The organism is Exiguobacterium sp. s143 (genome assembly GCF_018618895.1).
Taxonomy (GTDB): Bacteria; Bacillota; Bacilli; order Exiguobacteriales; family Exiguobacteriaceae; genus Exiguobacterium_A; species Exiguobacterium_A abrahamii.
This window is the reverse complement of the sequence record NZ_JACSMX010000004.1, coordinates 16,311-37,402: the sequence shown is the minus strand read 5'-3', so window position 1 is coordinate 37,402 and position 21,092 is coordinate 16,311. Positions and strand designations below refer to the sequence as shown.

Below are 21,092 nucleotides of genomic sequence, written 5' to 3'. Positions count from 1 at the left end.
CAAATGCAATTCTTATGCTAATTCGATTCCGCCTGTGACACCATAGATTTGCGCTGTAACATAGCTCGCAGCGTCTGAAGCGAGGAAAACATACACATCCGACAGTTCGACCGGTTGACCACTGCGCTTCAGTGGTGTTTCCTGTCCGAACTCTGGAATGTTCTCGCTTGGCTGACCGCCCGAGATTTGAAGTGGTGTCCAAATCGGACCAGGTGCGACGGAGTTGACACGGATTCCTTTTGGTGCGACTTGTTTAGCGAGTCCGCGCGTGAACCCGTTGATGGCAAACTTCGTCGATGCATAATCCAAGAGGTTCGCGCTTGGGTTGTATCCTTGAACGGATGTCGTCGTGATGATCGAAGCCCCTTCTTTTAAGAGTGGCAAGGCTGCTTTGACGACCCAGAAGAGGGAGAAGACATTGATTTCGTATGTCTTACGTAATTGCTCCGTTGACAGGTCGAGAATATCTTCGACGGCTTGTTGTTTACCTGCAACAAGCGCCAAAATGTCGAGTCCACCGAGCGATTCGTGTGCTTCTTTGACGAGTTGTCCACAGAACGCTTCATCACTTAAATCACCAGGTAAGAGATATGCTTTTTGTCCCGCTGCTTCAACGAGTGCTTTAACCTCTTCCGCATCCTGTTGTTCTTCCGGTAAGTAGTTGAGCACGATGTCAGCTCCTTCACGAGCGTAAGCGATGGCTGCTGCTCGGCCGATGCCGGAGTCGCCACCCGTAATCAGTGCTTTTTTGCCGATCAATTTGCCAGAGCCTTTATAACTCTCTTCGCCACAATCGGGAACAGGTTCCATTTTTGCTTGAACCGCTGGTGCGTCCTGATATTGTTTTGGGAAATCGTCATTGAAGTATTGGGTTAACGGATTTTTCGATGCAGCCATGTAATCATTCCTCCTGAAAGTTGGTTTTGGTATAGGGTGTATGTTCCCTCAACAGGTCGGATTAAACGTTTCTGATGATAGTAAATTTGGAAATTGATGGTTTACACTAGAAAAAGAGGAGTGTGAAGAAGATGATTACTGGATTGTATGAAGCTCATTTACCGGTCAAAGAACTTGAACGATCGATTATCTTTTACGAAAAATTAGGTCTAGCATGTGCGTTCCGAAATGAACGCGTCGCTTTCTTTTGGATCGAGCATGGCAAGAGTTGGTTAGGTTTATGGAAAGCTGGTCAAGCCGAGTTACCGTATCATCCATCGATTCGACATGTGGCGTTTCGGATGGAGCAAGAAAATATCGATAAAGCACAGGACTGGTTAAAGGAGAGAGGGATTGAAGTCCGATCCGCCTTTGGTGTAGCGGCAGCCGATCAACCGCTTGTTCTCGATAACCATCCACATGCGCACGCGGCGATCTACTTCGAGGATCCAGATGGAAATTCACTCGAGTTGATCGCACCGTTACGCTTTGACATGGAAATAGTGAATGGCACGATGCCGTATCAAGACTGGCAACATCTATTTGAGACTGAATCGGAGAAAAAGACGATATAACTGGTGTTTTCATTAAAACGATTCGAGACGAACAAAAAAGTGCAATCCTTCTCGTTAGAGAAAAATTGCACGTTGTCTTCAGTCTAAAACAAGCAACGATGATTCGTTGCTTGTTTGATTGATCGTGTAATGCGCTTAGACACGAGCGGATTGACGTTCATTCATCGCTTGCAGAGCTGCTTGGTTCAGCAAGTTCCACGGTTTGTTGTAGTGCGGTTGGAAGAAGAAGTCGACGAAAGCGAGCTCTTCAAGTGTCATATCATTTTGAATGGCGACTGACAGTGTGTTCATCGCCTGTGTCAAATCCACTTTTGAGATGATTTGTGCACCGACGACACGATGGGTTGCTGTCTCGAAGACGAGCTTCAATTGGACGTCTTCTGCTGTTGGCATGAACTCTGGGCGATACGCATCTGTGACTGTCGTGCTACTCACTTCGAGTCCGAACAAGGGTGCCGCTTCTTCTGTCAAACCAGTCGACGCGATGTTCAAATCATATAGGCGAAGACCAGATGTGCCTTGTGTTCCTTGGTAACGAATCTTTGGTGCGCGTAAGTTTTTACCGATTAATGTTCCCATCCGGACAGCATTCGTTGCAAGTGGAATATAGGCATGTGTCCGAGCTGGATTGTAATAGACGGCACAGCTGTCACCAGCAGCAAAGATGTTCGGGTTGCTTGTCCGCATATAATCGTCAACGATGATGGCACCGTTCGGTAGCATGTCGACCTGTCCTTTTAAGAGTTCCGTACTTGGGCGGAAACCGACACAGAGAATGACGAGGTCCGTTTCAAACGTTCCTTTGTCTGTGACGACGTGTGTCACGGCGCCGTTTTCCCCTTTGAAGCTTTGGACGGTTTGTCCGAGTTCGAGGCGAATACCACGGTCTGTCAATTCACGTTCGATGACGTCAGTGAACGAGCGGTCGAGGTATTTGTTGAGAATGCGATCCGCACTATCGATGAACGTGACGTCTTTTCCGTATGCTTCAAACGCTTCGACGAGTTCAGCACCGATATACCCTGCACCAACGACTGTGATCCGCTCTGCATCTGTCGCTTTTTCAATGATTGTTTGAGCGTGGTGATAGTTTTTACAGAGCTCGATCTGATTCAATTCGATGCCGGGAAGCATCGGAATGATTGGCCATGATCCAGTCGTCATGATGAGTTTATCGTACGTATCGTGAACGACTTCACCAGTCATGAGGTTTTTCGCAACGATCGTTTGGCGTTCACTATCGATTTCAAGTACATCATGTTTCAGACGCATCTCAGCGCCGAGTTCAGCGAGTTCACTTGGTGATGAGTAGAAAAGCGATTCCGCATGTTTGACGACACCACCGACGTGAAGCGCGATTCCACAAGAGAGAAACGATACATTGTCATTCCGCTCATAAACGGTGATCTCGACGTCTTGTTGTGAAGCGAGTTCTTTGACTGCTGCTGTTCCTGCGTGTGTACATCCGATGACTGCTACTTTCATGGGTAAAGTCTCCTTTGTGTTTTGTTTGTGATAAATATCACATTCATTTGATATACTTAGTGTAATCCTTCACAAGGTCGTTTTCAAGTGGTTTGTTCAACATTGAGCATAATCTTGTCTAAATTGTGAATGAGTGAGCAAAAGTGTTTGGATTATGTGAAGAATGCGTAAAACTGTTTTAGTTACTGAAATTCGGGTTATAATGAAAATAGATTTTTAATGAAGGGGTGGAAACCGATGGATACCGAGAGGACCAATCATCTATTCAGCTTACCTGATTTTTAGCAGTACCGGTCATAACGAACAGACGGTAATGGCTTATAAAAATCAGGGAGAGCGAAAATAGATGAATACCCAAACGGGACGTATAAAACCTCTCCCACGATGTAAACGGGAGAGGACAATAAAACATGAAACGAATCGCAACCATCTTAACCGGGACGCTGATCATGGCGTTCGGTTACTACACATTGAATGAACAGTTCGGATTAGCAGAAGGCGGCTTTATCGGATTATCGTTGCTCGGTCGATACTTTTTTGATATCAATCCTTCGATCTCAATGATCGTGCTCGATATTCCATTTTTCATCGGTGCCTTGTACTTCAAAGGGAAACGTTTCGTCAGCGAAGCGTTACTCTCAGCAGGTGCGTTATCAGTCTTTTATGAGATGTGGCACCGACTCGATTTGTTCCACTTTCCAGAACAGGCTTGGCCAGCGACGCTCATCGCAGCGATCGCTAGCGGAATCGTGACCGGATATGGTCTCGGACTTGTTTTGAAAAGTGGAGCGGCAACAGGTGGAGACGATTTGCTATCGATGGGACTCAGTAAACTGACAGGTCTATCGATCGGAACGATCTTGTTCGGACTCGATGCCATCGTGTTAATCATCTCACTCGTCTATCTGCCGCTCAGCTTAACGTTATATACGTTACTGGCTGTAGCGATCGCTGGACGTGTCGTGGCTGTCATGACACGGGAGCCTGTCATCGTACCGGCACCTGTCGTACAAAAAGTCACGCAGTGAGACAGATGAATGTCTAAAAAAATCATGTATCGGATTCGACATCGTCGAGTCCGATTTTTCAGGTTCATGGATTAGAAAAACGAAAGGAGAAGGATGAGATGATTCGACAAGCACATGCTTCTGAAGCGCAACAGATTGCCCCGTTGATTGAGCAGGCGATTCATGAGATTGCTGAGACACTGACGGGAACGAAAAAGCGGGAGGAAGTTTTAGAGCGACTCGCGTACTTCGTCGCTGAAACAGGAAACCGATTGAGTCATGAAAACATCCTCGTGAAAATCATCGAGGGTGAAGTAGCAGGTATCGTCATTGCATATGCCGGGACGGATGCGAAACGACTCGACGAACCGATCAAAGCACAACTGAAGCGCTGGACGGGTCAAGACGTCCGGATCGACGTCGAGACGGAAGGACCGGTCTATTACTTGGATACTTTATCGGTTGACGCGCGTCATGGTGGAAAAGGAATTGGAACGGAATTATTGCAGGCAGCAGCGGAAGAAGGGGAAAAGCGAGGACTACAAGCGTTCACCTTAAACGCTGATCAAACGAATGCAGGAGCACAGCGACTGTATCGTCGTCTCGGCTTCGAACCAGTCCGGACGATTGAAATCAGCGGCGGTACCTTTGATTATATGGAACGTCGTTACGATACGCAGCAATGAAAAAAACCATATCGATTTCCACGGTGTTATTCGGGAATCGACATGGTTTTTCGTATGGGTGTAGTCGTGCCGTCAAGGCGTTAATTGATACAGCATCGCTTGCGCGTCTTCTGGTTCGTAGCGGGCATCACTCGTGAAGCGGACGACTTGTTTGACTTTTGGTCGTACGCCTTGAGCGTGGAGGCGCTCGAGCAATCGACCAGTCACGTAACTCTGGTCGGATTTTGGTTCTGCGTTCCATTTACTGATCGATCCGATCGGAACGATCGCGGCATCCGGTCGTTCGGACTGGAATTGGCGAGCTTCCTCGTCGGTAAAGACTGTCGCGCCGATTGGAAGAGTCGCTACGTAACGCGCCAGTTCAATCGTTGCCGGAGGACGCGTTGCTTGCTCGTTTAACGCGAGGCTACCGATCGTCAACTGAATGACTAAAAACGGCAGATACATCCGCAACGGAAGCTGACGGATCAACCAGATGAGTAGCAATAGGACAAGCAGTAAGACATGACGGGGTTTATCGATATTTTGTCCGAGCCAGACCCAGACGAAATAGAGTCCAGCCGTCGCTCCCCAAGCGACATCGACCGCCCAACGTTTTCGTAAAAACAGCATCAGTCCTGACACTAGTCCGATCCACGTGCCATAGCCGATCCCATGCCAGAAGAGTTGCTGAAGTGTTTGAACAAATCGTTGAACGATAGAAGCGTCATCGGTCTGAGCAGAACCACCCCAATCGGAAAAATGACCGCTGACGAAGCGAAGTGATAATTGAAGAAACGAGTAGGGTCCACCGACAGAAAAAGCGACCGGTAGCAACCAAGCAAGCTGCGCCAGAACAAGAAGGGCGCACTCGGATAAGAGTTGCCAGTAATCCTTTCGTACCTGCCACAGCAGGACAAGCAACATGAAACCAAATGGCGCGTAGGATAGGCGAGTCGCCATCAGTAAACCGAACAGAAGATACGGAAGCCAGCGACGAATCTGATGCCGTGCGCGTTCGATGCTCCAGCCGTACCAGACGAGTAGTCCGAGGGCGAGCCCATCCGACATCCCTGTCGCAGCAAACGTCACGAGTGAGGCAGTGGAGAGAACGGTAAAGGCAGCGATCAGTCGAGCCGTATCATAGGCATGACGGCGAAAGAGCGAGTAAAGTGGCAAGAGCGCACTTGCCAGTCCTAGTGTAGAGACGAGTCCGAGCGCTTTGACAGGTATCATCAGCGGCAGAAACAGATTGGCAAATAAGATGAAAAAGGGATAACCCGGAAAGTGCGGACGTAAATCAGCCAGATCATAATCGGTCACAGCTAACGTGAAGTTCGCAATATCGTAGCTCGCGATGAAGGGACTGACGTAACTGATCCGTAAACCAATCCAGCCACCGATAAATAGCAACGTGATCCAAAAAAGCGATCGTCCACGCGGACGTGAACGATCGCTTCGGACGGTCAAGAAACCTCCTGTAAGGACTTTGATGACTTCGATGGTTTGTTTTGACGGAGCAACATCCAACCGGCAAAGGCGAAGTAGCCCCACCAAGCGACGACTTGTTCGAGCGAGGGGTTATGGCTGTATCCGAACATCGCACCCATGAACGTTCCGATCTGTCCACTGATCAATGTTGAATTTCCTGTATCACGCAAGTATTGCACCTGATCGATATAGTGCTCCGGCATGAAGCCGACGATATTGTATACAGCAGCTGGTGTGCCATCAGCATTCATCAAAAGACTACCGAGCAAACCAAGATCTTGGAAGCGTCCAATCGTTTGGACGAGCATGCCGGCTGCGATGAATAGAATGAGTACACCCGTCACTTGGAAGAAGCGTTTGACGGGAATCTTCATAGAGCCGGAAACGAATAAGTATCCGAAAATCAAGGCGAGTAACAGACCGGAAACCGCACCGTAACTCGTTAGTACTTTTTCGATTTCCCCACCTGAGATGGCAGCGAAGAAGAAGACGGTCTCAATTCCTTCTCGAACGATGACGAGGAAGGAGTGGATGATCATCGTGATGGCACTACCCGTCGAGACGGCAGCTGCGACCTTCGCTTGGGAGGCTTTTTGATTCTCTTTCGCTTCTTTTCCCATCCAGAGGACCATGTGTGTCAAGAGCAGGACGGAGACCATCATGATGCCGAGACGAAGATACGTATCGCTTCCGAAGCTCGCAAAACTCGTAAAAACGACTTGGAACAGGAACGCGACACCAAGGCTAGCGAGAAGTGCCAACCCGACACCTGCGTAGACCCACTTTTTATATTGTGGAGCGTTCAATCGATCGAGATAACCTAAGATCAACCCAACGATGAGAACAGCCTCGAGACACTCCCGAAGCGTAATCAAAAACGCTTGAAAATCCATCTGTCTTCCTCCTTATGAGCGGCGTTTCTTCTTCCATTGACCAATGACGACGATGACGATGAGGACGATGACGAGTCCGAGCGCAATCAATTTCCAAATCGCGTCCGTTCCGAACGTTTGACCGAGGAAGGAGTCTTCTTCTGTGAAGACGCCTGTTTTTTCTTCACCCGGCAGGACGAAGAGAGGCGTCAACGTATCTTCGATCATCGTAATGTTTTTCTTGAAGGATTCTTCATCACTCGCTTTTTTCCCGACCCCAAACAGACCAGGATTTCCGAGTGCCTTTAATGATTCATCAAATGCAGTATACACGTCATCGGATGTTTGTGCATTCTTGCTTTCCTTGACGTAAGGTGCGAGCACATCGTATGTCCCGCGGGCTTTCGCGAGTAAGAGTTTCGCTTGACCGAAGTCCTCGAACTGCTCTTCAGCAAAGTGCAGGCGACGTTCGATATTTTGGCGGAGAGCGACGCGATACGCTTGTTTGGCAGCCTCGGCATCTTCTTGTTCGAGAGCCGTGTCGATCTTCGCTTTCGCTTCAGGGAAATACAGTTTGAATTCTTTATCATAGGCGGCAAGCGTCTCTTTCGCAAGCGCGTAATCCTTGGCATCGATTTGTTCTTCAAATTGTTTATAGGCTTCCGCAAAAGCTTCCTTTCCTGGGTCTCCGTAACTATAAGCGGAAACCGTGGAAGTGCTCACGAACAGTGAGAGCAGGAGGAGCGGTAGCAAAAGAAGGCGTTTCATCCGAGGTGCTCCTTTCGTTCCATGCGTTCTTCAACGCTAAGCTGTGTGATCGGTCGTCGCCACTCCCGGTAAATCGCTGGGAGGACACGTTGGACATAATTCAGACGGATAAAGGACTTTCCTGCTTCCCGGACCCGATAACGAATCGGAACTTCGTGAAGGCGGAAGCCTTTTCGGACGAGATTGAGGGTCAATACTTGGGCATAGTTATAATCGTGAATGATCTCAGCATGGTGACACGCTGCGCGTGAAAAAGCACGCATCCCACTTTGACCATCATGGATTTTACGTTTCAATAAAAGGCATTGCAACCACGTGAAGACATGATTCCCGATATAGCGATAGAGCCGCATCCCGTCGACGGTACCGAGGAAGCGGGAACCGAATACGTAGTCGGCCTGATCGTGTAAGATCGGTCGCACGATATCTGGAATTTGATCGGCAGGATATTCGTTATCCGCATCAATCATGACAGCAACATCAGCGCCGAGTTCGTAGGACTGGCGGAGTCCTTCCCGGACTGCAGCGCCGAGTCCTTGATTTTGTTCGAACCGATAGACATGTGCGCCGTGTTGACGCGCAATCGTACTCGTCGCATCCACTGAGCCGTCGTCGATGACGAGGGTCTCGACTGGAATGCCGTCAATCATGTCCGGAATTCGTTTTAAGACGAGCGGGAGCGACACTTCCTCATTGTGGGCCGGTAAAAAGACGATGATCTTCATTTAGACTTCGCCTCCTTGAACGCTTCTGTCAACAGCACACCACGGCTATCGTGCGGGATGTCTGCCCCTAGGACTTTTGTGATCGTCGGTCCGAGTGACAAGATATGGCGGTGCGTATCCACTTTCAGACCGGCATGAACGTTCTTACCATACATCCAGAACGGAACGAACCGTTCGCCTTCATCCAAGTGACCGTGTCCACCGATTCCGTCCGCTTGACCGTGATCTGCCATGACGATGAGTGTCGCATCCTCGAGTTTACCGAGACGATCGAGCTCCTCACAAAATTCAGCGAGTAATGCATCCGCTTCTTCGATTTTTTGAACATACTCGGAATAGAGGGTGCCCCGACTGTGTCCTGTTTGATCCGTTCCGATCAACTGAATCGCGAGCAGATCCGGATCCTCTTCATGGACGATTTGTTTGGCACGTTCTATGATATTTCGATCCGCGACATCGTTATGCATGACCGCCGTGACGGTCCGTACATCGGTTGAACCGAACGCATCGACAAGGTGCGCGATGCCAAGAATTTTTCCTGATTTATTGACGGCACGGAGACGATCGAAGACAGTATCCGTTTTAACACCGGTCGTATTCCAGACCATGTTCGAATGAATGCCGTGATCTTCTGGGCGAGCACCCGTGAACATCGAACTGAAGCAGACGACGGTCCGGGCAGGGTAGACAGTCTCCATATTCGTATATTCCGTTCCTTCCTGACGCAATCGTTCGAGGAACGGCGTGTTTGCTGCCATGTAGCGATCTTTACGCATCCCGTCGACAATCAGAACATAGACTTTTTCTGAAGTCGGAAGATCGGCATCTGCCGTCATTGCCTCGGGCAACTTCGGTTTCCAGTCGAACAGGTAGTGATGTAGGATCCATGCAAAGACGAATAGACCAATTGGGAACCAGACGAACGTCATGTCGAGTGTCGATGCGTCACTTGCCGTCCACCAGTACATGAGCAACAGAGCAACCTTAGGCAGTTGCTCCTGCGCGTTACCACTTGTCGAATCACTATTCTTCAGAACGAGTTTCCAAAAACGCGTGAAGTTCGTCCAGCGCGTTCCGATCCGGAGATGATAATAGATCGTTCCCCAGAAAAAAATCGTAAAGAAGAAATAGAGACCTGCGCCATAGGCGAACAAAGGTAAGTAATCTGCATTCGTACCCCGAAGGAACAGCCAAACGATGACCGGGATCCAAAGGTAATTTCGTAAAAATAACGGAAAGTCATAACGCCAAAGCAAGATAAATAAAGGAAGCGTCACGATGAAACCAAGACCAGCTTCTGCGAGTGGCATCTGCGTCCATAAGGCGTACGTCAAGAAGACGCCGATCGTAAAAATGGGTGTGAAGGGTTTTCCTTCATTGAGTAAGTTCCAGGCGCGTGCTGCGACTTTTTCAAAGCGAGAAGCACTTTTCATCGTCTTCCTCCTTTCCAATCAGTGTATTTGAGCTGACGAACCAACAACCGAAGCGTAGCCGGATGCCGAATGAGAACGTACAGCGGAATGAGAAAAGCAAAGGCATATTTAAAGAAGTGCGTCATCAAGGCAACGTCGTACGCATGGGCAACACCGGCTTGCCGTAACACTGTACCCATCGCAAGTTCATACGTACCGAGGCCACCCGGCGTGAACTGAATCACACCGGACAGGACACCGGCACTCATCGCAATCAATGTCGTCGGGAAGGACACATCGATACCTGCTCCGTGCAAGAGGAGGAAGACGGCGAGTGCCTCGACTGCCCAAGCGAGCGTTCCGAACAGAACGAGCGATGGGAGATGCGGGACATGTCGGCGTAACACGAGCAATAACGCGGTCGCAAGGAGCGCGACGAGCAAGACGATTGGGTGAAACAACCAACCGATCAGAATGAAGGTACACAGAACGATCAAGTCAATACTTCGTTGTAAGACGAAGATCGCGCTCGTCTGTTTCCATGGACTTCCGACGGCTCTCGCCGTCACGAGTCGGATCATCTCTCCCAGTTTGACCGGTGAGAGATGATTGATCGTCAGTCCGAGATACAGGCTCGACAGGTATACAGCAGTCGGTGCACGTTTGGCATCGGCGCGGCGCCAGGCGACCGCGCGTAAATAAAAGGCGATCGCATACGTCAAGGTCGCAAGGATCGTCCAGGGACTCTTGAATAAAGCTTCAATGTACCGATACGAGACCGGCAACTCCAGGAAAAAACGGAGCAGTAAAAAGATGACAAGCCCGGTAAGCGTCAGATACAGGAACGTTCGAATCAGCGGTTTTGATGCCACGCGATCACCTGCTCCAGTCCAACATCGATCTCGATTGACGGTTGGTAACCGAATGCTTCTTTTGCAGCCGTCGTATCACTCCATGTCATCGTCACGTCCCCACGTCGTGCAGTTTGAGTTTGCACGGGCACATCAAACCGTTGACCGATCCGTTCAGCTAGAGTGCGGACGGAGACCGGCTGATTCGCGCCGAGGTTATACGTCCCGACTGCACGAGCCAGCAATGCCTGTTCCATTCCACAGGTGATGTCATCGATATACGTGAAGTCACGGATCGGATCACCGAAGACGGTGAGTGCCTCTCCGCGTAATGCCTGTTCGATGAATCGAAACAGCGCCATATCAGGACGACCCGAAGGACCATAGACCGTAAAGAAGCGAAACAGCGTCACGTTTACATCATATAAATGAGCATAAGCATGACAAAAGCTTTCGGCACTATACTTGGCTGCCGCATAAGGGCTGGCGACGTGTCCCGTTGCCTGATCTTCTTTCAGCGGACCAGTCTGTTCCCCGTAAACGGAAGAAGAAGACGCGAAAAAGACATGCGGCATGCCATGTCTTTTTGCGGCTTCTAACAAGGTCACCGTCATATCGATGTCCTCACGAATATAGTGATGCGGTTCCTCGAGCGAACGCGGAACACCTGGAAGAGCTGCGAGATGAAAGACGGCGTCGAACGATGTCTCCATCCAGGCGTCGAGATCGTGATGAACGTCACCCGTCGTAACGGTAACACCGGCACGTCTTAATGCAGCTGCTCGTTCTTCTTTTAACTGAACATCATAATAGTCCGTGAAAGCATCAAGGACATGGACGGTATGGTGCTGCTGGAGCCGGAGGGCGAGGGCGGCGCCAATGAAGCCGGCACCTCCTGTGATTCCGATATTCATCTTATCCCTCCGTTTCCATTTCCTTCTTAGTTAAGTGGTTCGAGTGCGTCTGTGATCCGTTCGCCTGTCGTTTCAGCCTTGACGTCGCCTTTTTCGACGAGTGCGAACCATTCGTTTGCGTCTTTTGCGACTTTCGCTGCTTTGTCCTTGCCGAGACGATTCTCAAGTGTCGGTTTCATCGCAACGACGAACATGTTCGCTTCCATTGCTTCTGCACGTGCTGTATCGACGTCTTTCTTCTCGATCGCTTCTTGTGCCTCTTCATGATAACCGTCGACTTTTTCAGTCAACGCTTTTGCGAACAATCCTTCGATTTCTTTGTAAGAAACGTCAGCTGGCTTTGTTTTTGAGAAATCATAGCGCTCTTTCAGTGTTTTAACAGCCTCTTCGTCTCCGCCCGCTAATGATTCTTCGATCGCGAGGAGGAAGCCATATCCTTCTGCTTGTTCCATTTGTAATTCTTTTTCGTCCGTACCGGCTTTGACGCCATCCTCGATTTTTTGTGCATAACCGAGTGCAGCTAAATAGAAGGAACGATAAATCGATTTATCCGTCACTTGTTTCGCAACATTGAAGTCACCGATTTCTTTCGCGTCGATGGCTTCTTGCTGAGCTGCAAGACCTGATGTGATCGCTTGAGCGATTGCGTCTTCGTTTTTGAAGCCGTAGCTCGCGTCCCGTTTTTCAGCTGTCGGAATGAAGACGGTCTTCGCCATCGCTTCAACATCCTTGAGTGCTTCCGTTGCAGCTTCCGGTTTACCAGCTACGAGTGCTTCTTCAGCTTTTGCTTGCGTTGCTTTTTGTAATTTATAGAAATACGATTGTAGACCTTTATCAACGAGTTGACGAGCGATGTTCTCATCGAGATCCTTCGCTTCAACACCTGCTAAAGCAGACTGGATGACTTGTTCGATTTCTGGTGCTGTCGTCTCGACACCACCTTTTAGTTTCGATTCATAACTTGTCTTGACCATCTTCCAATCAATCGCTTGTCCTTCTTTTGCTTTGTCGAGTTCTGTTTTGATTGAGCTGAAGATCGTCAATTCATCTGTCAGTGTCGTTGTAGCGATCCCCGCATCTGCTGATTTTGTTTCGGTCGACTGTTCCGTTTTCTCTTTTTTCGGTGCAGTCGTATCCGTTTCATTCGAACCGCAGGCAGCCAAGATACCGGCTACCATGAAGATTGAAGCTACTTTTAAACGTTTTTTCATAATCGTGATTCCCCCAGAAGAATTAATAAGACGTTTTCCGTCATGTAGTCGTTTTCACAAATCTAACTATAGCGAGAATAATTCTCATTGTCAATTGAACTTTAAAGAAAAAAACGGCTTTGGAGCAGGGCTCCAAAGCCGTTTTAAAATGAGAAATTAGAACTGTTCGTACAGTTTTGTCAAATACGTGTAGACTTCGTCTGATGCTTGGAACATCATGACAGAATGTCCGAAGATAGCAGCTGGGTTGAAGCCATGATCGAGATCGATCGTTGATGCGATCGTGACATCACGGTCGCTGTCGAGAACGACGCGGAAGTATTTGAACTCTTGGTTAAAGTCGTTGATGGCGTTAAGAATCGGGAGATCCTCGACACCGTCTGGTACGTGTGTCACCGTACGAGCGAACAATTCGACATCTGTCGTCGTCTTACTGAAGACGATCATCATCATCGGTTCTGCTCCAGCAGGTGTTTTTTCTTGTGTCATGAAGAAGACGTGTGTCTCATTCTCACGTGCTTCCATTGGAATCCCTTTTTCAACGAGGAAAGCTTGAAAAGCTTCCAAGTGTTGTTGCTGTTGCGGCGCGATTCCTTGCTCGTTTGTTTCGGGTTGACGATCTTGGTGAATCGGTGTCACTTTATTGTTCTCGTTTGATTCGTTCGAGTTACGTTCCTGGTCCATTGCAAAATCCCCCTTTATATACTATAAATTCAGTTTCAAGCATTTCAGAAGGAATTGCAACTAATGTCCGTTAAGATAGGAAGAAAATACAAAAGAGTAGAGATATGTCATGTTTGTGAATCTGAGAGCAACTGACTTGAAAATACATACCTGACAGGGTATATTAAGTGGCAGATAGAAAATCGAGGAGGAATCATCAGATGAAAACGATCATCGTAGGCGGCGTCGCTGGTGGCGCTACGGCTGCAGCACGACTGCGTCGGATTGACGAAACGGCAGAAATCATTTTGCTTGAACGGGGAAAAGAGATTTCGTTCGCGAACTGTGGACTGCCTTACTATATCGGAGATGTCATCAAAGATCGCAATAAATTACTCGTCCAAACGCCAGAAGGCATGCATGCACGGTTTAATTTAGATGTCCGCAATTTGTCGGAAGCGATTCGGATCAACCGTGAAGCGAAGACAGTCACGATCCGCAACGTCGAAACGGGTGAAGAATACGATGAATCGTACGATCATCTGATTCTTTCTCCAGGTGCAAAACCGATCCGTCCGAACATTCCAGGACTCGATGACGCAACGAACGTCTTTACGTTACGGAACATCCCAGATACGGACCGGATGCGGGAATACGTTGATACAAATCGTCCTGATAAAGCACTTGTCATCGGCGGTGGATTCATCGGTCTTGAAATGGCAGAAAATCTCGCAGAACGTGGGGCGCACGTCACCCTCGTTGAGATGGCGGATCAAGTCATGGCTCCGATCGACCCGGAAATGGCAGCGATCGTTCATGAACATCTGCGTACGAAAGGCGTCGAGTTGATTCTAGAAGATGGCGTCGCTCGTTTTGAAGAGGCAGGTCGCCACGTCGTCCTGACAAGTGGACGCGTAATCGAAACAGAGATGAACATCCTATCGATTGGTGTTGCACCGGAGAGCACGCTCGCAGCAGATGCTGGTTTAACACTTGGCATTAAACAGACGATTCAAGTCGACGACCAACTACGGACATCCGATCCATCCATCTTTGCGATTGGTGACGCAATCGAAGTCAAAGACTATATCACGAAGGAAGCGACACATGTTCCACTCGCGTGGCCGGCAAACCGTCAAGGACGCCTCGTTGCAGATATCATCTCCGGACGCGACGTCCGGTACAGCGGCACGCTCGGAACAGCGGTCGCAAAAGTCTTCGACTTGACGGTCGCTTCGACCGGTAACAATGAAAAACGGTTACGTCAGCTCGGTCTTCGTTACGAAGCGGTGCATCTCCACCCGGGATCGCATGCGGGGTACTACCCAGGGGCGAGTCCGATTTCGATGAAGCTACTGTTTGATCCAATCGAAGGAACGATCTACGGAGCGCAGGCAATCGGCATGACAGGTGTCGAGAAACGAATCGATGTCCTCGCGACAGCGATTAAAGGTGGATTGACAGTGCTTGATCTACCAGATCTTGAACTATCATATGCACCGCCATATAGTTCAGCGAAGGATCCGGTCAACATGGCAGGATATATTGCGTCGAACATCGTGCTTGGTGACAGTGCGAACGTTCATTGGCACGAAATCAATGCGATCGTCGCCAATGGCGGCTTATTACTCGATGTCCGTGAACCATCGGAAAACGAGTTAGGCGCGATTCCGGGATCGGTCAATATCTCGTTACCGACGTTACGTGAGAAGTTGGATGATCTGCCGAAGGATCAAACGATCTATGTGACATGCCAAGTCGGATTACGCGGATATGTTGCAAGTCAACTGTTGCAACAACACGGTTATGATGTGAAAAACTTAAGCGGTGGCTACAAAACATGGTCGGTCGTGCATCGTGATCAAGAAGCGCGAAGCCAAGCGAAGGAGGAGACTGCTGTGACGGTAACGAAACGTGAGCCAAAAACGAAGGCTGCACCAGAACAAGTGGCACTGCTCGATACGTGCGGTTTACAGTGCCCAGGTCCAATCTTAGAGCTGAAAACAAAAATCGATCAGATGACGGACGGCGAGCAAATTTTCGTCAAGGCGTCAGATCCAGGATTCTTGCCAGACGTTCAAGCATGGGCGAAAAAACTAGGTCACACGGTCCATTCAGCGGAAATGAATCAAGGGGTCGTCGAGGTCTTGCTTGAAAAAGGGCAAGGGGAGACACCAGCTGCAGCGCCGGTTCAAGTCAATCCGGCAGATGATGCGACGATGGTCGTCTTCAGTGGTGATCTTGATAAAGCACTTGCTTCTTTCGTCATTGCGCAAGGTGCACAAGCGATGGGAAAACAAGTGACGATGTTCTTTACGTTCTGGGGCTTGAACATCATTCGAAAACCAGACGCACCGGCAGTTGAGAAAGCAGGAATCGAACGGATGATGGGTATGATGATGCCGAAACATGCCGGGGAGCTGCCGCTCTCGAACATGAACATGGCAGGCGCCGGTCAAAAAATGATGAAAAAAGTCATGAAGAACAAACAAGTCGATGCACTCGAGACGATGATGGCAAAAGCACAAGCTGCTGGTGTCCGAATGATCGCCTGCACGATGTCGATGGATATCATGGGCATCAAGAAAGAGGAATTACTGGATGATATCGATTATGGTGGCGTCGCCAGTTACCTTGGTGCAACGGATGGTGCCAATCTGAATCTGTTCATCTAATCTAAAAACCTGTTTAAATGAACGTGTCAAACCTGACATCTGATGTGAGGTTTGACACGTTTTTTGTCGTCTGAGGTATAGATGAGTTTGATTTTTCAAAAAAAATTGCGTATGATAATTCACATGTGAAAAAAGTTTACATCTAAAAAGAGAAACTATGTGGTGGAAGTGGAGGGAATCGGATGGAGAAGCAGGTAATGGATGTAGTCAGTAGAATCAGTGATATGTTATGGACAAACGTACTGATCATCTTACTCATCGGATTAGGCATTTATTTTACATTCCGGATGCGGTTCGTTCAATTCCGGATGATACCGGAGATGTTACGCTTACTGTTCCAAGGAACGGATAAAGGGAAAGACGGCGTGTCGCCATTCCAAGCATTTGCGATCAGTACGGCAGCACGTGTCGGTACTGGTAATATCGCGGGTGTCGCGACAGCGATCGCACTCGGTGGACCAGGAGCGGTCTTCTGGATGTGGTTGATCGCCTTGATCGGTTCGGCATCGGCATTCGTCGAGAGTACACTCGCGCAGATCTACAAGGTACGGGACGATAAGGCATGGCGTGGGGGCCCTGCCTATTACATGGAAAAAGCACTCGGTCAACGTTGGTTAGGGATTTTATTTAGTATCTTGATTACGATCTCATTCGGATTTGTCTTCAATTCCGTTCAATCGAATACGATCTCGCTTTCACTTCAAAATCAATACGGCTTTGATAAGACATGGATTACGGTCGGACTAGTCGTGCTGACGGCACTTGTCATCTTTGGTGGCGTCCGTAGTATCGCAACCGTCGCGTCGTTCCTCGTACCAATCATGGCCGGTGGTTATATTCTGATCGCACTCTACATCATGGCTACGAATCTTGAAGTACTGCCAAGTATTTTTAAATTGATCTTCCAAGAAGGTCTATTCGAATTCAAGACACTCGCAGGTGGTGCAGTAGGTGCAGCACTCTTGAACGGGATTCGCCGTGGTTTGTTCTCGAACGAAGCCGGTATGGGTTCGGCACCGAACGCGGCGGCAACAGCGGAAGTCTCTCACCCGGTTAAACAAGGGTTGATTCAATCGTTTGCGGTCTTCGTTGATACATTGATGGTCTGTTCAGCGACAGCGATGATCGTTCTCGTCAGTGGAGTGGCAACAAAAGATGCTAGTGGTCAACCGGTAGCTGGGATCGACTTAGCACAAGGTGCGCTCGCATCACAAGTGGGATCACTCGCGACAGGATTCATGGTCGTCGCGATTTTCCTCTTTGCCTTTAGTTCCGTCGTCGGAAACTACTACTACGGTGAATCGAATATCAACTTCATCCGTGAAAATAAACAAGTCTTGATGGCATATCGTGTGCTCGTTCTCGTCATGATCGTCTTCGGTTCACTCGTTGAATCGGCGAACCTCGTGTGGGCATTAGCAGATATCTTTATGGGACTGATGGCGATCGTTAACTTGTATGCGATCTTCCGTCTCTCGAAAATCGCGAAACTAGCGCTCGAAGATTATGTCGGGCAACGAAAAGCTGGAAAAGAGCCACGATTCTATACGGACTCGATTCCGAACTTGCCAGGGAAAGATACGCTTGAAGCATGGCAAGAATCAGAAAAAGACGAAAAAGCAATTTAAGGAAAAGGGAGTCAGAGAAATCTGGCTCTTTTTTTGTATAGAACGAATTTAAAAAGGGAATACAGAGTACAGAAGGGAGGGGGAGAATGGAAAACGTACATTTCGTCCGCGTCACGGATGCGGTCTGGGAGTCGTTCGGAAACGATCCCCACATCATCATGGATTGGATTTTATTCATTCATGAGACACAACCCGATCATGAACAATTGTTCGCCCTCGAACAGACGAACGCCATCTATCATTTGATGAATCAAATCGATATCTATATTGATCAAGACACACATTACAACCTGGGACGAGCGATCGTTGGCGAAGAGTTGATCGTCAATGAGGAGAAAGCGGCGATTGTCGGTATTCTGCCCTTGCCACTCCTCATCATCTCGGCTGAGGTGATGCGGAATTTTGATCAACGGGCACTCGCTTCGATTCATGATGAAGCCGGAACACCGGGCGAATTCGAGGATATCTGGGAACAGTTCGCCGATTTACGTGCCTATTTTCAAAAGGCAGAAGAAGCGGAAGATACGATTTTAATTTATTATGTCTGAACAGCTTAAATCATAAAAAAAAGAGACCCGCTTCCAAGTCGTAGACTGGAAACGGGTCTCTCGTCGTTCAGATGAATCAAGACGTCTTCATATGGAAGACGTTCTCTTTTACGTGAATCGTCAGATTAAAAATCGATTTCGTCCGGATCCGGTCCGAGGCGGACATCCGTTACCAGACGATCAATTTTCTCAAGATCATCGGCATCGAGTTGGAAATCAAAGACGTCGAAGTTTTCCGCAATGCGTTCTGGTGTAACGGATTTTGGAAGAGCGACGATGCCGTTGTCGAGATGCCAACGTAAGACGACTTGTGAAGGTGTCTTGCCGTGTTTCTCTGCGATTTCCTTGAAATCGTTGATTTCGAGGAATTTCCCTTGCATGAGTGGGCTCCATGCTTCGACTTGAATGTTGTGATCTTGCAAGTATTCGTGCAGTTCGTGTTGCGGTAATTGTGGATGCAACTCGACTTGGTTGATCATTGGTGCCATCAAGCCCTCTTCTGCCAATGTATCGAGGTGATGTTCTTTGAAGTTCGAGACACCGATCGCTTTGATCTTGCCTGCTTCATACAGTTCAACCATTGCTTTCCACGCTTCGATATAGCCTTCGACCGGCCAGTGGATAAGATAGAGGTCAAGATAATCTGTTTCGAGACGTTCGAGCGATTCTGCGAATGCTTCCTTCGTCCGACCGGCACGAATATCATCGTTCCAGACTTTTGACGTTAAGAAGAGATCCTCACGTTTCACGCCGCTTTCCTTGATTCCTTTTGCGACACCGCGCTCGTTTTTGTAGACAGCAGCCGTATCGATATGACGATAGCCGACACGTAATGCTTCAGCGACAGCAGCAGGTGCTTCTGTCTCTTCATCTACTTGCCAGACACCGAATCCGATTTGGGGAATCGTAATACCGTTTGAAAGTTTTGCGTATTGCATGTGTTACTCCTCCTCATAAAACGTAGTTTAGATTTGCTCGTTTAGTTTAGCATGAACGAACGAAGACGTCCGTTTCCATGCTCATGGAGGAATGAAATAAGGTAAAATAGAAAAGAATCGTGAGATTTAATCGTGTGTTAAAAGAGGGGGAGAAAAGATGGCTCAAAAGAATAAAAAGCTATCCAAATGTACTTGGCTTAGCATTGGCGCCTTGTTAGTAACGCAGGCAGTGGGTCTGTTTCTTAGTGCGCGAAAGTCAGGACGTAATCCATGGGTGTGGGGAGGCGCTGGACTCGTTCAGTTCCCGCTTCCGGCAATCGCTTACTTAATCTTAGAACGACAAGCGAAGCAGAATAAATAATAAAACAGGTCCAATCGTCGACGCGATTGGACCTGTTTTATGGTTACGAAGAAATTTTTTCTTGCTTCGTCGCTGTCTTCTTCATGCGTGGTAAGCCGAAGAAGATGGCAATTGATCCACAGACGAAGAGCAGGAACGGATAGAACAGATACGGAATCAGTTCCGGTGAAGCCGTTTTCGTCAATTCTGCTGCGATCAATAGTTGTGCTCCATACGGAATGATGCCTTGAATACCACAAGAGAAGATATCAAGGATACTCGCCGATTTTTTTCGATCGACTTCATACGTATCGGCGATTTCAGCTGCCAGTGGTCCAGCGACGAGAATCGAGATCGTATTGTTTGCAGTCGCGAGATTCGTTGCGCTAACGAGTGCTGCCATACTGAATTCGGCACCACGACGCTGTGAAATCTTGCGTGTCAGCGTCTCTTTTAAGAAGGCGATTCCACCGTTGAACGTAATCAAGCTGACGAGACCACCCATGAGGAGCGTCAAAATGGAGATCTCCGCCATGCCCAACATGCCTTCGGACATCGAGAGGACGAATCCACTCAAGCCGAAGCTACCATCAATCATACCGATGATGCCGGTGAGTAACGTACCACCGATGAGGACAAGGATGACATTGACGCCGAAGATCGCAAGGACGATGACAGCGAGATATGGAATCAACTTATAGAATTCGAAGGCCTTTGCTTCGACGACGTCACCAGAACCAGAAACGAATGCGAGTAGGATGACCGTCAAAATAGCAGCCGGTAGAACGATCATGAAGTTCGTCCGGAATTTATCGCGCATGTTCGTTTTTTGGGTCCGGACGGCAGCAATCGTCGTATCCGAGATGAACGACAAGTTATCGCCGAACATCGATCCACCAACGACAGCAGCCGCTGCGATGGCAACGTTGATGCCTGTCGCTTCATGAATACCGAAGGCGATCGGCGCGAGTGCAGCAATCGTTCCAGTCGATGTTCCCATTGCCATCGAGATGAAGGCAGCGATGATGAACAGACCACTCATCAGGAGCGACGGAGGTAGGAACGTCAAAGCGGCATTAACGGTCGCATCGATGGCACCGATTGCTTCTGCTGTTCCAGAAAACGTACCGGCTAGTAAGAAGATGAAGACCATGATCATGATATCGGGATTTCCGGCACCCGTTGCGATTCGTTCAACCGTTTGATTGATCGATCCTTTCGTCGTGATTGCAGCAAAAATCAAAGCGATCAGTGCGGCGATAAGGATCGGAAATTTGTAAAAGTCGTCATAGAAGATCCCGGCTCCGATGAAGAGGACCAGGAATACGACGAGGGGAAGCAGTGCCCATTTGTTAGGCGTGATCGTTTCATTCATTGTTGACACCTCG

20 protein-coding genes are annotated in these 21,092 nt (G+C 48.6%); 7 read left to right on the top strand and 13 right to left on the bottom strand.

From position 1 onward, the window contains the following. Nucleotides 1–12: 12 nt before the first annotated feature. Nucleotides 13–897 (bottom strand): SDR family oxidoreductase, encoded by an 885-nt coding sequence (locus KNQ03_RS13145; protein WP_029342871.1) that lies wholly within the window; start codon nt 895–897, stop codon nt 13–15. Between the two features lie 131 nt (nt 898–1,028). On the opposite strand from KNQ03_RS13145, the gene KNQ03_RS13140 reads away from it, so the two are divergent. Further along, entirely contained in the window at nt 1,029–1,511 is a 483-nt protein-coding gene (locus KNQ03_RS13140) for a VOC family protein (protein WP_214725090.1), read from the top strand. Between the two features lie 135 nt (nt 1,512–1,646). Here KNQ03_RS13140 and KNQ03_RS13135 read toward each other — a convergent pair whose 3' ends face one another. After that, nucleotides 1,647–2,996: an FAD-dependent oxidoreductase gene (locus KNQ03_RS13135; protein WP_058713917.1), complete on the bottom strand. Its 1,350-nt coding sequence runs from the start codon at nt 2,994–2,996 to the stop codon at nt 1,647–1,649. Nucleotides 2,997–3,406: 410 nt separating this feature from the next. Between KNQ03_RS13135 and KNQ03_RS13130 the strand changes: the two genes are divergently transcribed. Both KNQ03_RS13130 and KNQ03_RS13125 read left to right on the top strand, forming a co-directional pair. Beyond that, nucleotides 3,407–4,024 (top strand): YitT family protein, encoded by a 618-nt coding sequence (locus KNQ03_RS13130; protein ID WP_058265694.1) that lies wholly within the window; start codon nt 3,407–3,409, stop codon nt 4,022–4,024. A gap of 98 nt (nt 4,025–4,122) precedes the next feature. Further along, a complete protein-coding gene (locus tag KNQ03_RS13125) occupies nt 4,123–4,689 on the top strand; it encodes a GNAT family N-acetyltransferase (protein WP_149427988.1) in 567 nt (188 codons plus the stop codon). Between the two features lie 72 nt (nt 4,690–4,761). Here KNQ03_RS13125 and KNQ03_RS13120 read toward each other — a convergent pair whose 3' ends face one another. From KNQ03_RS13120 to KNQ03_RS13080, 9 genes are all read right to left on the bottom strand, one after another. Continuing rightward, nucleotides 4,762–6,138 (bottom strand): hypothetical protein, encoded by a 1,377-nt coding sequence (locus tag KNQ03_RS13120; RefSeq protein ID WP_214725088.1) that lies wholly within the window; start codon nt 6,136–6,138, stop codon nt 4,762–4,764. Beyond that, complete coding sequence (locus KNQ03_RS13115) at nt 6,135–7,052, bottom strand: FTR1 family iron permease (protein WP_029342865.1); 918 nt, start codon at nt 7,050–7,052, stop codon at nt 6,135–6,137. The genes KNQ03_RS13120 and KNQ03_RS13115 overlap by 4 nt, the downstream gene beginning before the upstream one ends. Nucleotides 7,053–7,064: 12 nt before the next feature. Continuing rightward, nucleotides 7,065–7,799 carry a hypothetical protein gene (locus KNQ03_RS13110; RefSeq protein WP_244290068.1) on the bottom strand — a complete coding sequence of 245 codons (735 nt, stop codon included), beginning with the start codon at nt 7,797–7,799 and terminating at the stop codon, nt 7,065–7,067. Next, nucleotides 7,796–8,524 (bottom strand): glycosyltransferase family 2 protein, encoded by a 729-nt coding sequence (locus tag KNQ03_RS13105; RefSeq protein WP_050678465.1) that lies wholly within the window; start codon nt 8,522–8,524, stop codon nt 7,796–7,798. Before KNQ03_RS13105 ends, KNQ03_RS13110 begins: the two co-directional genes overlap by 4 nt. After that, complete coding sequence (locus KNQ03_RS13100) at nt 8,521–9,957, bottom strand: alkaline phosphatase family protein (RefSeq protein ID WP_214725086.1); 1,437 nt, start codon at nt 9,955–9,957, stop codon at nt 8,521–8,523. Before KNQ03_RS13100 ends, KNQ03_RS13105 begins: the two co-directional genes overlap by 4 nt. Then, a complete protein-coding gene (locus tag KNQ03_RS13095; RefSeq protein WP_133208393.1) occupies nt 9,954–10,808 on the bottom strand; it encodes a lysylphosphatidylglycerol synthase transmembrane domain-containing protein in 855 nt (284 codons plus the stop codon). The genes KNQ03_RS13100 and KNQ03_RS13095 overlap by 4 nt, the downstream gene beginning before the upstream one ends. Continuing rightward, the gene (locus KNQ03_RS13090; RefSeq protein WP_214725084.1) at nt 10,790–11,701 is read right to left on the bottom strand and encodes an NAD-dependent epimerase/dehydratase family protein; all 912 of its coding nucleotides are present in this window, start codon (nt 11,699–11,701) and stop codon (nt 10,790–10,792) included. Before KNQ03_RS13090 ends, KNQ03_RS13095 begins: the two co-directional genes overlap by 19 nt. Nucleotides 11,702–11,727: 26 nt before the next feature. Next, a complete protein-coding gene (locus tag KNQ03_RS13085) occupies nt 11,728–12,912 on the bottom strand; it encodes a hypothetical protein (protein ID WP_214725082.1) in 1,185 nt (394 codons plus the stop codon). Between the two features lie 156 nt (nt 12,913–13,068). Beyond that, complete coding sequence (locus KNQ03_RS13080; RefSeq protein ID WP_023469644.1) at nt 13,069–13,596, bottom strand: type III secretion system chaperone family protein; 528 nt, start codon at nt 13,594–13,596, stop codon at nt 13,069–13,071. A 200-nt stretch (nt 13,597–13,796) separates the two neighbouring features. Between KNQ03_RS13080 and KNQ03_RS13075 the strand changes: the two genes are divergently transcribed. The 3 genes from KNQ03_RS13075 (at nt 13,797) to KNQ03_RS13065 (ending at nt 18,426) form a co-directional block, all read left to right on the top strand. Beyond that, nucleotides 13,797–16,250 carry a CoA-disulfide reductase gene (locus KNQ03_RS13075; protein ID WP_214725080.1) on the top strand — a complete coding sequence of 818 codons (2,454 nt, stop codon included), beginning with the start codon at nt 13,797–13,799 and terminating at the stop codon, nt 16,248–16,250. A 182-nt stretch (nt 16,251–16,432) separates the two neighbouring features. After that, nucleotides 16,433–17,878 (top strand): alanine/glycine:cation symporter family protein, encoded by a 1,446-nt coding sequence (locus KNQ03_RS13070; protein WP_214725078.1) that lies wholly within the window; start codon nt 16,433–16,435, stop codon nt 17,876–17,878. A gap of 86 nt (nt 17,879–17,964) precedes the next feature. Then, nucleotides 17,965–18,426 carry a hypothetical protein gene (locus KNQ03_RS13065; protein ID WP_029342856.1) on the top strand — a complete coding sequence of 154 codons (462 nt, stop codon included), beginning with the start codon at nt 17,965–17,967 and terminating at the stop codon, nt 18,424–18,426. A gap of 125 nt (nt 18,427–18,551) precedes the next feature. Here KNQ03_RS13065 and KNQ03_RS13060 read toward each other — a convergent pair whose 3' ends face one another. Beyond that, nucleotides 18,552–19,364 carry an aldo/keto reductase gene (locus KNQ03_RS13060; protein ID WP_214725076.1) on the bottom strand — a complete coding sequence of 271 codons (813 nt, stop codon included), beginning with the start codon at nt 19,362–19,364 and terminating at the stop codon, nt 18,552–18,554. 157 nt (nt 19,365–19,521) lie between these two features. On the opposite strand from KNQ03_RS13060, the gene KNQ03_RS13055 reads away from it, so the two are divergent. After that, a complete protein-coding gene (locus tag KNQ03_RS13055) occupies nt 19,522–19,725 on the top strand; it encodes a hypothetical protein (RefSeq protein ID WP_149427980.1) in 204 nt (67 codons plus the stop codon). 43 nt (nt 19,726–19,768) lie between these two features. Here the strand turns inward: KNQ03_RS13055 and KNQ03_RS13050 are convergent, their stop codons facing one another. Further along, nucleotides 19,769–21,079: a Na+/H+ antiporter NhaC family protein gene (locus KNQ03_RS13050; RefSeq protein ID WP_064300651.1), complete on the bottom strand. Its 1,311-nt coding sequence runs from the start codon at nt 21,077–21,079 to the stop codon at nt 19,769–19,771. Nucleotides 21,080–21,092 lie beyond the last annotated feature (13 nt).